The sequence below is a fragment of the Vibrio coralliilyticus ATCC BAA-450 genome (assembly GCF_000176135.1).
Classification (GTDB): domain Bacteria; phylum Pseudomonadota; class Gammaproteobacteria; order Enterobacterales; family Vibrionaceae; genus Vibrio; species Vibrio coralliilyticus.
In genome coordinates, this window is sequence record NZ_ACZN01000015.1 from 64,203 (window position 1) to 78,819 (window position 14,617).

13 protein-coding genes are annotated in these 14,617 nt (G+C 44.3%); 7 read left to right on the forward strand and 6 right to left on the reverse strand.

Annotated features, from left to right (window positions below; translation table 11 throughout):
• The first annotated feature begins 109 nt into the window (after positions 1–109).
• A complete protein-coding gene (gene tpdA / locus VIC_RS07805) occupies positions 110–1,822 on the forward strand; it encodes a cyclic di-GMP phosphodiesterase TpdA (protein ID WP_006958901.1) in 1,713 nt (570 codons plus the stop codon).
• A 32-nt stretch (positions 1,823–1,854) separates the two neighbouring features.
• Here tpdA and VIC_RS07810 read toward each other — a convergent pair whose 3' ends face one another.
• Both VIC_RS07810 and VIC_RS07815 read right to left on the reverse strand, forming a co-directional pair.
• Entirely contained in the window at positions 1,855–3,009 is a 1,155-nt protein-coding gene (locus VIC_RS07810; protein ID WP_006958903.1) for an amino acid permease, read from the reverse strand.
• Positions 3,010–3,414: 405 nt separating this feature from the next.
• Positions 3,415–4,056, reverse strand: a complete 642-nt coding sequence (locus VIC_RS07815) for a hypothetical protein (RefSeq protein WP_006958904.1) — start codon at positions 4,054–4,056, stop codon at positions 3,415–3,417.
• A 415-nt stretch (positions 4,057–4,471) separates the two neighbouring features.
• On the opposite strand from VIC_RS07815, the gene VIC_RS07820 reads away from it, so the two are divergent.
• The 3 genes from VIC_RS07820 (at position 4,472) to VIC_RS26720 (ending at position 7,967) form a co-directional block, all read left to right on the forward strand.
• Positions 4,472–6,085 (forward strand): methyl-accepting chemotaxis protein, encoded by a 1,614-nt coding sequence (locus VIC_RS07820; RefSeq protein WP_006958905.1) that lies wholly within the window; start codon positions 4,472–4,474, stop codon positions 6,083–6,085.
• Between the two features lie 182 nt (positions 6,086–6,267).
• On the forward strand, positions 6,268–7,668 hold the full coding sequence (gene asnS, locus VIC_RS07825) for an asparagine--tRNA ligase (RefSeq protein ID WP_029236143.1): 1,401 nt from the start codon (positions 6,268–6,270) through the stop codon (positions 7,666–7,668).
• 116 nt (positions 7,669–7,784) lie between these two features.
• Entirely contained in the window at positions 7,785–7,967 is a 183-nt protein-coding gene (locus VIC_RS26720; protein ID WP_152472135.1) for a hypothetical protein, read from the forward strand.
• 43 nt (positions 7,968–8,010) lie between these two features.
• Here VIC_RS26720 and VIC_RS07830 read toward each other — a convergent pair whose 3' ends face one another.
• Both VIC_RS07830 and VIC_RS07835 read right to left on the reverse strand, forming a co-directional pair.
• Positions 8,011–8,220, reverse strand: a complete 210-nt coding sequence (locus VIC_RS07830; RefSeq protein WP_006958908.1) for a hypothetical protein — start codon at positions 8,218–8,220, stop codon at positions 8,011–8,013.
• 96 nt (positions 8,221–8,316) lie between these two features.
• On the reverse strand, positions 8,317–9,708 hold the full coding sequence (locus VIC_RS07835) for an aminotransferase-like domain-containing protein (protein ID WP_006958909.1): 1,392 nt from the start codon (positions 9,706–9,708) through the stop codon (positions 8,317–8,319).
• A 195-nt stretch (positions 9,709–9,903) separates the two neighbouring features.
• Here VIC_RS07835 and VIC_RS07840 point away from each other — a divergent pair, with 195 nt between their 5' ends.
• The 3 genes from VIC_RS07840 (at position 9,904) to VIC_RS07850 (ending at position 13,301) form a co-directional block, all read left to right on the forward strand.
• Positions 9,904–10,149, forward strand: coding sequence for a hypothetical protein (locus tag VIC_RS07840; protein WP_006958910.1), 246 nt, complete (start codon positions 9,904–9,906; stop codon positions 10,147–10,149).
• A 246-nt stretch (positions 10,150–10,395) separates the two neighbouring features.
• On the forward strand, positions 10,396–11,901 hold the full coding sequence (locus VIC_RS07845; RefSeq protein ID WP_006958911.1) for an HD domain-containing phosphohydrolase: 1,506 nt from the start codon (positions 10,396–10,398) through the stop codon (positions 11,899–11,901).
• A 209-nt stretch (positions 11,902–12,110) separates the two neighbouring features.
• The gene (locus VIC_RS07850) at positions 12,111–13,301 is read left to right on the forward strand and encodes an amino acid aminotransferase (RefSeq protein ID WP_006958912.1); all 1,191 of its coding nucleotides are present in this window, start codon (positions 12,111–12,113) and stop codon (positions 13,299–13,301) included.
• A 60-nt stretch (positions 13,302–13,361) separates the two neighbouring features.
• Here VIC_RS07850 and VIC_RS07855 read toward each other — a convergent pair whose 3' ends face one another.
• Complete coding sequence (locus VIC_RS07855; RefSeq protein WP_006958913.1) at positions 13,362–13,991, reverse strand: hypothetical protein; 630 nt, start codon at positions 13,989–13,991, stop codon at positions 13,362–13,364.
• 165 nt (positions 13,992–14,156) lie between these two features.
• Positions 14,157–14,534, reverse strand: a complete 378-nt coding sequence (locus VIC_RS07860) for a hypothetical protein (RefSeq protein ID WP_006958914.1) — start codon at positions 14,532–14,534, stop codon at positions 14,157–14,159.
• Between the last annotated feature and the right edge of the window lie 83 nt (positions 14,535–14,617).

Below are 14,617 nucleotides of genomic sequence, written 5' to 3' on the forward strand. Positions count from 1 at the left end.
ATAAGACACTATATCCTCTTACTTTGGATATGCTCGCAATACATCACATCCAACTTGTCTCATTATTGATAACTTCCCGCTACATTTAATCCCAGGAGCGCCTTCACAAATGATTAGGTTTGAATTAGGAAACCAAATCTGCGTTTGTTTGTCAGACAGCGACATCTCATTAGAATTAAACAACACACGACATTCTTCTCTTTCAATCAGCCAAAATGAATATCTGATTTTAAGTATCATCTCTTGCTACGGAACGTTAAATGCCCCGATAAGCCAGCGTTGTATCGAACGCAAAATCTCTCAACATCACAATGTCACGCTGCCTGAGAATGGATTTAAAAACATCGTCGCCTCGTTACGAAAAAAGTTTAAGCAACTGACCAAATCGCATCTGGATTCGCGCCAAAATGTCATCGAAAACATCCACCGAATTGGATATTTTGTGCCTTTTAAAAGTCATGACAATCAGCAAAATGGCGTTCAGCAGCAACTAAAAATCAGCAAAACATCTAAGCACACTATTCGTTACGCTATCACCCTATGTCTTACGGACAAAAAGCTCTATACAGACCTAGGGCTGACTTTAGCTGTCGCCAGCTTTATCTTTTTTGCCGTTTGCTATTACGCGATAAGTAGTATTTTGAATCAGGGGTATTTTGGCGATGTTGAAGACTTTACTGATGCACTATCCGAGCAATCTTGTTTTTCTGATCCGAACACACTGAAGTCACTTTTCGATGATGCCGAGCTTATTGAATCAAGCATGATGATCGACAAGTTCAATACCTACTGCCTGATCACTGCCGATTCTGTTATGCCGGTCAGCCGAGTCCAGTACGATGAGTGGTTTAAAAACAGCAGCTACACTACGCACTCAATGGAGAAGAACAACACCAAAATGACGGTACGGGTGAGGAACATTAACCTATATCGCTCAATTGATAACTATATTTCCAGCATGTTTCTAGCAGGAATGAAAGTATGCACCAACACCGGAAACTCGTTTAACATTGGTAGTACTGACGGGAAAGCGTTTGTTTCTAAAGAGCAAGGAGATGGGTTCAAAGAGTTTTTCTACGTTTCAAATCCAATTAAGAATATTTTACTCTTCACTGCGATGCTGATTGTCATCATTCGCTACAAACGCTTACTCGCGTTAATTCAATATTTTTGGGCAATTCGCCGATTTAATCTCAAACTGGAGCCCATTTACGATACAACCAGTCATCAGAATATTCACTACGAAACCCTATCTCGCTTTAGTGTTTCGAACACTCAGAAGTTCATTGAAACACTGATCGCAAACAAATTGCTGTTGCTACACACTCTATTGGTTATCCGCATTATCTTTAGCACTAGCAAGGCTCTGATTGCTCCTTTAAGTATCAACGTTTGCCCTTCCCTGCTAAGAGGTAAACGCTTCTCTGTACTTTATGAAGAGCTTAAACAATATGATTGCAGCTACTTGACCGTTGAGATTACTGAAAATGCGTCCATGTATTATACGAATGAGATTTATCAGAATATTACAAGACTGAAAACACTCGGCTGCTCTATCAGTATCGATGATTTTGGGACAGGAAATAACAACGTTGAACTTATTAGCAAGATTAAGCCCGATTACCTTAAGATTGATAGAGAGTTTGTTATGGGCCTCAAGAAGGACAACAAGCGCATCGAAACATTAAGGCAGTTGATTGCCATGGGAAAAGCAAACCAGTGTAAAGTAATCGTAGAAGGCGTAGAAAGTGCGGATTGCGCCCACCTTTTAACAACACTGGGCGCCCATATTCATCAGGGTTTCTATTACTCATTAAGCTGAAAATAAAAAGGCGGGATAGCCCGCCTTTTTGTTTAGATAACCTGAGAAATCAGCAAAAATCCGCCAAAAAACAAGGAAAATATCAGCATTAAGCTGCCACCTTCTGCGGTGTACCGAGTAGGTTCAACGTTCGCCAATCGAATTTTGTAGACCATTGCCAACGGTACGAAGACCGCGAGGAACACCAAAATGATTCCCGCGTAGCTAAGCACCGCAAGGAACTTGTCTGCTGCCATGAGAGCGCCCGCCAAAGGTAGAATGAAGGTAACAAAGTACGTAATGACCCTGTTCTTCCTCAACATGTCGGTATTTTGGTTGAATAAAGACATCGCCACGCCAAAAAACGAGGTCAACAACGCCAAACCCGTAAATACAGACAACACGGTGCCAATCCAAGGCGAGTGATGCTCAAAAGCTACTATCAACTCGGAGACATTAGAGAATTCGCCCAACTGTTCAGGTCTGAGGTTACCAACGACCGCAAACAACCAACACAAATAACAGATCAATGGAATGATCGAACCAAGAATAACCATGTTTCGTAGCTGTTGATCGCTGGCTTCATGGTTATAAGAAACCAATGATGGAATCACTACCATAAACCCAAAACTGGTAAACAGCACAGCACTGGTTTTAATCAACTCAACTTGGTCTTGGTTCATTACTTGCGACAGGTTCGACAGTCGAAAATCTGGCAGTAGTAAGAACAAACTTAAAGATAAACTCGCGATCATGATGAAGAACAAACTGCGATTTAGCTTGTCAATAACGCCTGTACCACAAGCCACCACTGCGCCTGCAATGAGAGTAAAGAGAATCTGGCTTTGACTTGCCGTTAAATCAAGACCGATGGAAGCCGTGAACTGACTTACCAAATCGGCAGCACCTAGGATATACGCCATCAATAAGCAGATTAGTAGTGCGTATAGCAGCAGGTTGGTAACCAATTGTCCAACCTTGCCGAGCGTTTGGCGCGCGATGGAGTTAAGCCCTAAGCCTCCACCCGCTTTCAAAGTTGCTTCAAGCAATAGCAATGCAGCATATGTTGTGCCGAAGCAAATAAAAATCATTAATAATGTTCCGTACCACAAGCCAAATTGTGCCAGAACCATAGGAATTGCAAGCATACCAGCACCCAGTGCTGTGCCGGAGATGATCAGGGAGCTACCCAGTAGTTTTGTATTCATAATTTTCGTATCTGATTTGATTATAAAAAAGATTGAGATGTGCGCGTACCTAGCGCGATGGCTAACAATCAGAAGCGATACGAATAGCGATGTTTAAAGAAGAAAACGCTAAGAAAAGAGTGACGTAGAAAAGAGATGTGACGAAACACTTGGGAAAAAGCTGAAGCATTGAGCAAAGCGTGGGGAGAACCTTCAGTCGGTTCAATGATAGGTGTTGTAATTTTGAAAATCATTTTAGGCGTCCGATAAAACTAGACAGTCCTTTAGAACAAAAATAGCAAATCCTCTGCTACCTGCTCTTCAACGTGAAGAGGAGATCCATCTTAATCATTGATGGTTGGATTGCAATGTCCGTACCTAAGAAAATGTCCAGTTTCATACCTGTGGACGCGTCCAGCCGTGCACTTATTGTTCCGGATGAGGCACTTCTTCGAGAATAATTTTTCCTTTCAACTCGGTTCCAGCATCTTTGATCAGATTGATTGGTGACATAATCACCCCTTTTACCGCGCCAGACGTTGCCTGCTCAGCAATTTTCTGGCTTTGATCGACAATCTCATCGGCCTTCGCCAACATTGGCGGGATCTCAACACGCAACGCTTGAGATTCTTTAACGACAAGAGGAATGGTTTCTTTTCTGTAACCTTCACTCTCAATCAATACTTTTGGTATCACTGTTGTCCGATACTGTTTGGCCTCTCCAATCACCAAAGGAATCACCGACTGGCGATATAGTGCCACTTCTTCGACTATGGACGGAATTTTTGCGTCAATGGATGCTGCTGTTTTGTTAGTTTCATTCACCGTCGCAGTCACGCCTTCAATACTCTGTATTGCTCCGGGTAGCAACTGCTCTAACGTATCGGCAACCGCCAGCCATTCTTTGATTTGCAGGTTTTCGGAAAGCGTACTGATGTCCTCAATGATTCGAGGATAAGTGTCGATGACCTCTCCCACTTTGGTGGTCATACTATGAATCGTATATCCCAAATAGAAGATAGAGAGCGCCAATATCAATTGAATCGCCGAGCCAATCTTTGCTGCCATAGAGTCACCCTTACCTGAATTACGTTTCATCCACTCAACAAGCCCCATATTGGGAGATTATTGATCTATAAAGATAATAAGCCTCTTTCTGGGACAAAAAAAGCCACCGCAATAGTGGCTCGCGGTTATCTTGCCCCTAGTTGATCATTTGAAAACTAGTCATCTCAGTTTCTGTATTCATCAACGGATTGAACATCACTATCACCTAGTCTTGAAATAACTATTCACGTCACACTCGAAGCACGTCGATATTACGTCACTACGTCAAACTTTTGATTACATAAGCCCCACATCACATTTACATAATCCACACATTGTGTAGGGTCACAATAACTATGCTCATCCATTGAGTGAATGTGCATATACGTCATTATATTTGACGTCTATTCCAATTCTAACAATTAAGCATTTGCAAATGAGCTCAACCATTACTACCAAATTGCTGGCAACCCTAGTCACGGTTTTCTCTCTGGTACTCGCCTCCTCCACCGCGTATCAGTATTGGCAACAAAAAGAGCTGATGAATTCCGTCCTCAGTGAGCAACTACACGACAAAGCCAGTAACTACTTCGACAGCCTCAATATGATGATGCTGACTGGAACCATGGCACAAAAAGAAACACTCCGCCAAAAAGCTCTAGCTCAAGATGGTATTGAGCAAGTAAAAGTACTTCGTGCTGATGCAGTCAGTAAGTTGTACGGGCCTGGCCAACCAAACCAAGCGCCTGAAGACGAGATTGATCAACGTGCGCTCAATGGTGAACTAGTCATCGAGCCCATCTCCGCTGAGTGGGGTAAAGGCTTAGTTGTCGCATTACCTATGAAGGCAAGCGAAAACTATCGCGGAACCAACTGTGTCTCTTGTCACATGGCACCAGAAGGTGAAGTGCTCGGCGCCATTCGATTGGAATACAACTTATCTCACGTCAACAGCATGATCAGTCAGCGCACGATTATCGCCGTGACCATAATGGCAACATTTGGCTTCATCGGCTTTTTGCTGACTCTGTTCCTGATCCGTAAATTCATTGTTCGCCCGATTCAAAAGACATCGCGTTACATGCAGAGCGTAAGCGAAAGTAAAGATCTCTCGAAGCGTATTCAGCATAAGAACAAGGATGAGATTGGTCAGCTATCTGTAGCGATCAATTCGTTTATGGATACGGTTAGCCACAGCTTAGAAAAAGTGCAGGAAACCTCTCATCACCTCACCAGTTCGGCTGCGGGGCTCACTGATGTTGCTCAGGTTACCGATCAAGCCGCTCACAACCAGCAAAACGAAACCTCAGATGTCCAGACCAACATCGAGCAAATGCAGTCTCAGCAAGTCCAAGTTGAACAAGCCACTGATGATGCCTCTAGCTTGATCAAACACACCACCAGCATCGCTGAACAAAGTGCTGGTCAGGCGCACAACGCTAGCACTGAAATCAAGAGTCTGGTAACCGATATTGAGCAAGTGAAAGTCAATATTGTTGAGCTCAACGATCAAACCGCGGAAGTCTCGACCATTTTAGAAGTGATCAAAGGGATTGCGGAGCAAACCAATCTATTGGCACTAAACGCCGCTATTGAAGCCGCGCGCGCAGGTGAACAAGGTCGCGGCTTTGCAGTGGTCGCGGATGAAGTACGCCAGCTCGCAAGTCGAACCTCGCAGGCAACAGGAAGCATCGAAAACATCATTTCTCAATTCCAAAAAGACAGTGAGACCTCACTGGCCTCCGTTGATACCGTGTGTGAAACCGCTCATGAACGCTCTAATGAGATAGAAGCGCTGTCTGTAGCAATGTCTGAAGTGGTGACCGAAATGCAACAAGCGCTCTCTCATGCGCAAAGCATTCAGCAGCAAACCAGCAATACCACTCACATTAGTCAGCAGGTGCAACATAAAGTCGAAATCATCACCCAGCATGCCGATGACACCTCTCAATCTGCCGCAAAAACGCGCGACATCAGCATGAATCTAGAGCAACTTTCAGAACATTTGGAGTCTTTAATCAACCAGTTTACGCTTTCGCGGAAGAATTAAGTCGATTTGGACATTTTTTGCGCCACTATTAGCGAATAAAGGTTGAAGCCTAAAATTTGAAAGGTAATATGTTCCATTGAATAGATGAAATTCAGTCCAACCCAATGTTTGATCACTTTTTATTCGGTGAGCCCACAAAAAACATTGGGTTGATTTTTTACTCAATGGAGAATATTTACAACATGACTTACGCGCCTGTATCAGACGTATTAAGCGGTAAGCTAGCAGTTGACAGTGAAGTAACTGTCCGCGGCTGGATCCGCTCGCGTCGTGATTCCAAAGCTGGAATCTCTTTCCTTGCCATCTACGACGGCTCTTGTTTCGACCCGATTCAGGCCGTGGTCCCTAATAATCTAAATAATTACAACGAAGAAGTTCTAAAACTGACAACAGGTTGTTCTGTTGAAGTGACAGGTACTATCGTTGAATCTCCAGCGAAAGGTCAGGACTTTGAGCTTGCAGCGACAGATGTAAAAGTCGTTGGCTGGGTTGAAGATGCTGATACTTACCCGATGGCTAAAACTCGCCACTCGATTGAATACCTACGTGAAGTGGCACACCTTCGTCCACGTACGAACGTGATTGGTGCAGTCGCACGTGTACGTAACTGTTTGTCTCAGGCAATTCACCGTTTCTACCACGAGCAAGGTTACTTCTGGGTATCTGCGCCACTTATTACCGCTTCTGATGCAGAAGGTGCAGGTGAAATGTTCCGTGTCTCTACGCTAGACATGGAAAACCTACCGCGCACAGAAGAAGGCAAAGTGGACTACAACGAAGACTTCTTCGGTAAAGAGACGTTCCTAACGGTATCTGGCCAGCTTAACGGCGAAGCTTACGCTTGTGCACTAAGCAAAGTTTACACGTTCGGCCCTACGTTCCGTGCAGAAAACTCAAACACCAGCCGCCACCTAGCGGAATTCTGGATGGTTGAACCTGAAGTTGCTTTCGCTGATCTTGAAGATATCGCGAAACTGTCTGAAGACATGTTGAAGTACGTATTTAAAGCAGTACTTGAAGAGCGTCGTGATGACCTTGAGTTCTTTGCACAACGCATCGACAAAGAAGCCATTACTCGTCTAGAGAAATTCGTTGAGTCTGATTTCGCTCAGGTTGATTACACTGATGCAATCCAGATTCTTCTAGACTCTGGCCGTGACTTCGAATTCCCAGTTGAATGGGGTATCGATATGTCTTCTGAGCACGAGCGTTACCTAGCGGAAGAACACTTCAAAGCACCGGTAATCGTTAAGAACTACCCGAAAGACATCAAAGCCTTCTACATGCGCCTCAACGAAGACGGCAAAACAGTAGCAGCAATGGATGTACTTGCACCGGGCATTGGTGAAATCATCGGTGGTTCTCAGCGTGAAGAGCGTCTGGACGTTCTTGATGCCCGTATGCGTGATATTGGCATCGACCCAGAGCACATGGATTGGTACCGTGACCTTCGTCGCTACGGTACAGTACCTCACTCAGGTTTCGGCCTAGGCTTTGAGCGTCTGGTTTCTTACGTAACAGGTATGGGTAACGTACGTGATGTTATTCCATTCCCACGTACACCGCGCTCAGCTAACTTCTAAGCTAGAAGCAAACCAATAGTGTTTCAAAGCCTCCTTCAGGAGGCTTTTTTGATCCCTGAAAAACGCTCAAATATGGCTCATAATTACTAAGTGGCTTTGTAGTGAGGAGTCAAACAATGAGAGTGTTTAGATTGGACGATTTGTCGTACTACGGAAGGCATGAGCATGCTATGGAATGGGATCATCCAAGCACTTCACATCCCTATTACTGGCATCCAGATTGGCTGCAGAATGCGGAAGATTTGATGGGGCTCTATCCCGATAATAGTCACCCTACCTCCGCAAATCCTGATGAGTAGTGCACAGCATTAAACCTCCCTTACGCAGGGAGGTTTATTTTCACTATTGGGAATCTTCCGCTTTTGAGGCGTATTTGATGCCGAACAGGCAAAGCCCAAACATGACAAACGGAATGGCTGCTGCGGTGTATTCAGTCCACACCATATCAGCAAAAGACTTAGCAAGAATCAGGTGACCAAAAATCAATAAGAATGCGCTGAAAATCGCGATGGCAATCAAACGAAATTCCTGCTTATAGCGTTGTTTTTCCATACTTTCCTCGCTAACTGTTTACATTTCTGGAGTATTTCATCACAGACCTCGTCAGTTAGCGCAGTACAGTTGAAGCGAAAAAAAGCCAAACAGTATTTAATCAGTGATCGCGTTAGCAATTTCTATCACGGTCTGTTCCAGCTCACTAGTCATCGGATAAGACGCATTCAGACGGACGCAGTTTTGGAACTGTTCGCGGGAACTAAAAAGGCGTCCATAAGCAATGGTAATGCCGCGCTTTTGCAATGTTTGATACAGCAGGTATGTGTCAACATTCTTACTCAACTCTAGCCAGATAAAATACCCTCCTTGAGGCTGACTGACTTTCGTCCCTTGAGGAAAATGGCGCTTTACGACCTCAACAAAAGCCTGTTGTCTGGCAGACAATTCCTTACGTAGTTTTCTCAAGTGATTATCGAGGCTTTCGTACTGAAGAAAATGTGCGACCCCTTCCTGAACGGGGACGCTGCCAGACAAGGTCGACACAAGCTGGAGCTTCTGTAAACGCTCATTAAACTGACCATTCACAACCCAGCCGACCCGATAGCCCGGGCATAAGGATTTAGACAATGAACCACACAGCAGAACCCTGTCTTCTTGATCCCAGTATTTAAGCGGCATCGGTTTACGATCGCCAAAATAGAGTTCGGAATAAACATCATCTTCCACAATGGCAAGCTGATGTTGGTTCGCCAATTCAATAACCTTTTGCCTGTTAGCCGACGATAGGCTGGCTCCGGTCGGGTTGTGGAAGTTTGGCATCAGCCAGCACGCCGTCACCTTATGTTTTTTAAGCGCTCGCTCAAACTTCTCCAAACATAACCCAGTTTCAGGATGAACTGGGACTTCGATGGCTTTTAGGTTCAATCGCTCAATCGCCTGAATGGCGCCATAGAATGCTGGGGCTTCAACGATCACGGTATCACCAGGCTGGGTTACCACCTGGAGCCCTAAATTCAGCGCTTCCATTGCGCCTGAGGTAATGACGATATCAGTATGAGAAACCGTTATACCTTGCTTGAGATAACGCTGCGCAATTTGGCGACGCAGTGCCTCGTTGCCGGGCGGCATGTTGTCAAACACACTGTTAAGCGGCATTTTACGCCCCGCACTTGCCAAATGACGGTTTAGTGATTGAAGAGGAAATAATTGAGGGTCAGGAAAAGCCGAACCGAGGGCAATATCGGCTTTACTGTTACTTTGTAAGAACTCATACAGCTTATCGTTAAATTCAGGTGCAACGACTTTGCTTTCTGGCTCAGGAGTTGGAACCCGTTCCATGATCGAAGTAACAAAATAACCTGACTGTGGTTTGGCGAGTAACCACCCTTGAGATTCAAGAAGTTGATACGCCTGAAGGACAGTTGAAGCGCTGACTGAACAGTTACGACTGGTCATTCTGACAGAAGGTACTTTCTCTCCTGCACGCCAAATACCATTCTCAATTTGTAACTTAAGCTGCTCAGCCAATTGTTGATAGCGATTCATACTTCCCTCACCTTTTCATTCAGGAGATAAAAGATATCACACATTTGATTCACACTGGCTTAAGCTAACTAAAACAATTTAGTTAATTTTTAACGCATTCTGTTTGTTGATACTAATCACATTAAATATTTACTTCTCTGTTACATTTAATCACGTATTAGTGATCCAAATAACTTAACGTAAGGACCGATAATAATGAAGAAATACGATGAGTCACATATCGAATACAAAGGTGAAAGCAACGGTGTTCATAGCTGGATTGCTCCACACGGTCAGCCATATTACTGGCATCCGGACTGGCTACACATCGCTGAAGACGCGACTGGCTCACACCCTAAAAAAGACATAGATGTGGACCAAAACGAGAAACCCACCGAAAAACACGCGGTAAAAGCAATTCTTTCACACTTAAATGACTGGGCAGCGAAAAAGCTAAAGTAACTATTTTCGAGCCCATCCCATAACTTCATCTACTAAGTCACACATCGGACGCGGTGTGTGACTTTATTTTTGCAGCCTTCAGGCCATTGATATCTCTCTCAATTGGTACAACCACTACTACTAAAGTTGCAAAAATGTATCTAAACTCGAAATTAAACGATAATATCGCGGGTCATTTTATAAATGAAGAATATGAAACTTGGCTTGGCGGAAGCTGAGTACGGCTATAAGAACAAGGGCTAGAAAATGGCTAACTCCAACTATGACGCGCCTCTAACACTTAAACTGTATGCGATTGCGGCTGTGGTTTTTGGTACTTATGGTGGGCGAGTCTGTCCCTTTCTAGAAACACTGACAACTCAAGAGATTTTATTCCACGTCGGTGTAACCTTTGGCGCTCTGTTTCTCGTTCGACATTTTTTGCTCAATAACCATTCTTTACTTGAAGAGCAGCGTCAAGCCCGACTCGATGCCACCCTGTTTTTTATGGGCAGCGTTCCACTCGCGATCTTCTATAACGTCCAATACGATTTTGGGCTCGACAGTAACCTCAAGGTTTTATTTGGGATGACCTTGTTTGGTTTCTTCTCCGGCTTAATTTTGCAATTAGTCTCCAAGATTGAGAAATTTGATCAACTGACCCAGACAGAACAATACCATTTTGAACTCAGTGGCGAACGTCAGTCGATGGTCAAACAAATGATCATGATGATCTGTATGTTGCTGATCACCTTGACGACCATGCTCACCATGGTTGCGGTAAAAGACATATTCTGGTTGGAACACAATCCTGAGCGCGTTCTTGATGGCAGTGGCACCATTAGTGTCATTAAAGAGTTTATCTACTTGTCTATAGTACTCGGCGCGTATGTAGTAACCATTCTCGTCCTATGGACCAAACTGATGCGCAAAGTTTTGTTATCTCAAGAGTGTTCTTTGCTGGAAGTCGCTCAGGGAAATATTTCCAAGCGTTTACCTATCTTTGAGCACAATGAGCTAGGCTCGATGGCCTCTCTGACCAACAAGATGCTCGATAGCCTGCAATCAACTCAAGACGAAGTTAAAACAACACGTGATGTCGCGATAGTTTCCCTCTCAGCTCTTGCTGAATCTCGAGATAACGAAACTGGCGCGCATATCTTGCGTACCCAAGAGTACATTCGCGCATTGGCAAACTACCTTTGCAAATTTGATAAACATAAAGCTCTTCTAACACCTAACTACATCGAACTGCTTTACAAATCTGCTCCACTGCACGACGTGGGTAAAGTGGGTATTCCTGACAATATCCTGCTCAAACCCGGTAAGCTCACCGATGAAGAATTCAAGACAATGAAGCGTCACCCTGAAATTGGCGCCAAAGCCCTCTCAATTGCAGAGAAGCATCTGGGCAGTAATTCTTTCCTTCAACTGGCGAAAGAGATCGCTCTGACTCACCATGAGAAGTGGGACGGTAATGGTTACCCGAAGGGACTAAAAGGAGACGAGATACCGCTCTCGGGCCGTTTGATGGCGCTTGCTGATGTGTATGACGCGCTAATCTCTGAGCGTGTTTACAAAAAAGCCTTCAGCCACGAAAAAGCCAAATCGATTATCCTTGAGGGCAAAGGCAGTCATTTTGATCCTGAACTGGTTGACGCCTTTCTGACTATAGAACAGGAATTTGTCGATATTGCAGACAAATATCGCAGTTTAGAGGCCGAAGAAAATGCGATGGCTTTGGAAGAACTTCAAGCCAACGCGCCAGCCTAAGTTCCTTCCAACGACTTCACATCTAATTGCTTAACTCAGTCGCTTTTGACCTGCTTTTTATTGGAAAAATGCAGGTTATGCGTTGAGTGATAACAAAATGTGCCTATTTTGTAATTTTCTTACTGGTTGATGTTGTCTCAGCAAGCGCAGATAAGGTATAAATAACCGAAATATTTATATCCTCCCTTCGACTAACATGGATGACAATTATGTTTGAAAAAGTAGTTGCTGCACCTGCAGATCCTATCCTTGGACTGACAGAAGAGTTCAAAAAAGACTCTCGCGCAGACAAAATTAACCTTGGCGTTGGTATTTACAAAAATGAACAAGGTGAAACCCCTGTTCTTGCAACCGTTAAAAAAGCGGAAGCAGCACTGATTGAAAGCGAAAAGACCAAGTCATACCTAACTATCGAAGGGACAGCTGAGTACGGTCTAGCGGTGCAGAAACTACTGTTTGGTGCAGATTCTGACATCGTTGTTAACAAGCTAGCAAAAACTGCTCAAGCTCCTGGCGGTACTGGTGCATTGCGCGTTGCAGGCGAATTCATCAAGCGTCAGTTGGGTGATGTGAAGATCTGGATCAGCAACCCTACTTGGGCTAACCACAATGGTGTCTTCACTGCAGCAGGTATCGAAACTGCTCAGTACAGCTACTACAACGCTGAAACAAAAGATAAAGATTTCGCGGCAATGGTAGCGGATCTTGAACAAGCATCAGAAGGCGATATTGTACTTCTTCATGGCTGCTGCCATAACCCAACGGGCATTGACCCAACGCTTGAAGAGTGGGAAACACTAGCCAAACTGATAGCAGACAAAAAACTACTACCTCTGTTCGACTTCGCTTACCAAGGTTTTGCGAAAGGCGTTGAAGAAGATGCGGCAGGTTTACGTATTTTTGCTAAATACAACAAAGAGATCTTAGTCGCGAGCTCGTTCTCTAAGAACTTTGGCCTTTACAACGAGCGTGTAGGTGCATTCACCTTGGTTGCGGAATCAGAGCAGACAGCGGGCACAGCATTCTCTCAAGTGAAAGCGATCATCCGTTCTATCTACTCTAACCCACCAGCACACGGTAGCGCAGTTGTGACGCACATTCTTAACAATGCAGAACTGCGCAATGAGTGGGAAGCGGAAGTAAAAGAAATGCGCGACCGTATTCAAGACATGCGCGAGCTGTTTGTTACGACACTGAAAGAGCAAGGCGTTGACGCTGACTTTAGCTTCATTGAACGTCAAAACGGTATGTTCTCATTCTCTGGTCTTTCAAAAGAACAGGTGACTCGCCTTAAAGATGAGTTCGGCATCTACATCGTAGGTTCAGGCCGCATCAGCGTAGCAGGTATGACTCGTTCGAACATGCTACCACTTTGTAAAGCACTGGCAGCTGTTCTATAAGCGACCAAAATCCAATAAAAAAGAGCCAGCTGATGCTGGCTCTTTTTTGTTTAATAACAACTAGAACAAATACCGTAGGCTCACGCCACCTTCATTGGTCGTCGTTGAACCATTGTTTCGATGCGTATAGAAACCGCCGAAGACCAATTTCGTCGACACCTGATAATCACCACGCATATTAAAGATATCCTCGTCCAGAATATCGCTCCGTCGTAATCCACCTGTCACTGACAACTCCCAGAACTTGTTGAATTCATATTTAAGCGTTAAATCACCGCCCCACATGAACTTGTTGTCACTCGAAATCTTCGCATCTGTAATATCATTGGTTTGAGTTGACCAAATATAACCAGCTTTCGCGCCTGCGACCAAATCCCACTTATCCTCTATTGGATACCTAAATGCGGCACCAGGCAGTAAAGTATAAATTTCTGTGGTGGTGTTTTGCGGATGGATGAACCTCGCTTCGTAATCCAATGTAGCGAGAAATTGATTGTCGATAAGCACGTTGCCGCCCACCGCTAAAGAAGTCACATTGCTGTTCACCCCTAAATTCTCACCAAGCGAGCCCGCACTTAAGTCCGCGTATAGAAAGTTGTAATTGAGGTTGTTAGTCGTACTTTGCCCGTAAGCAGACAATGACGCCGCCAAAAGCATTGGAGCAAGGAGATAAGGCAGTTTTACTTCCATGAATACCTCTTTATACAGACGAATAAAGCCAGTGTATGAGAGAGAACGCATTCTCGATAATGAGAAATGACTGCCGTTCTGGATTTGAAAGTATAGATCAGTTTGACGCAAGTTATTGAGAGATAAATAGGATTATCAGAAAAGAGAAAGGCCCGAGCTCGGGCCTTAGAAGGTAATGATCAACTCATCTTGCTGATGGCTTTCAATGTGAGTATTAGAACGGGTCCTCAGTTTTTCGATTTGCTCTAGCTCTAATTCATAAGGCATAACCAGTTTCAGCTCTTCAATGCCTTCACTTCTTGCCAGTTGCATTAGTGTCAGAATATTGGACTCATCACTGCGGCTTGCTGACAAGGATTTCATTGCCTGATCCCACAAGCGATCTTCCGCCGATACCGTTTCTTTAATCGTACTTTTCCAAGCCAGGCTGAAAATAGGTGCGAAGGTACTCATTGCTTCTAAGAAAGTCCATTTCTTACTGCACGACGCGCCAAGAAAAGAAGTATAGTCGAATACAACACTTGTCTTGCCCTGATGTTCCATATCAATCTCCTCTGGTAGGCAACACAGTGTCCTCAATATCGTCTATCATTAGCCATATAGCAATAGGATATAAAACAATCATC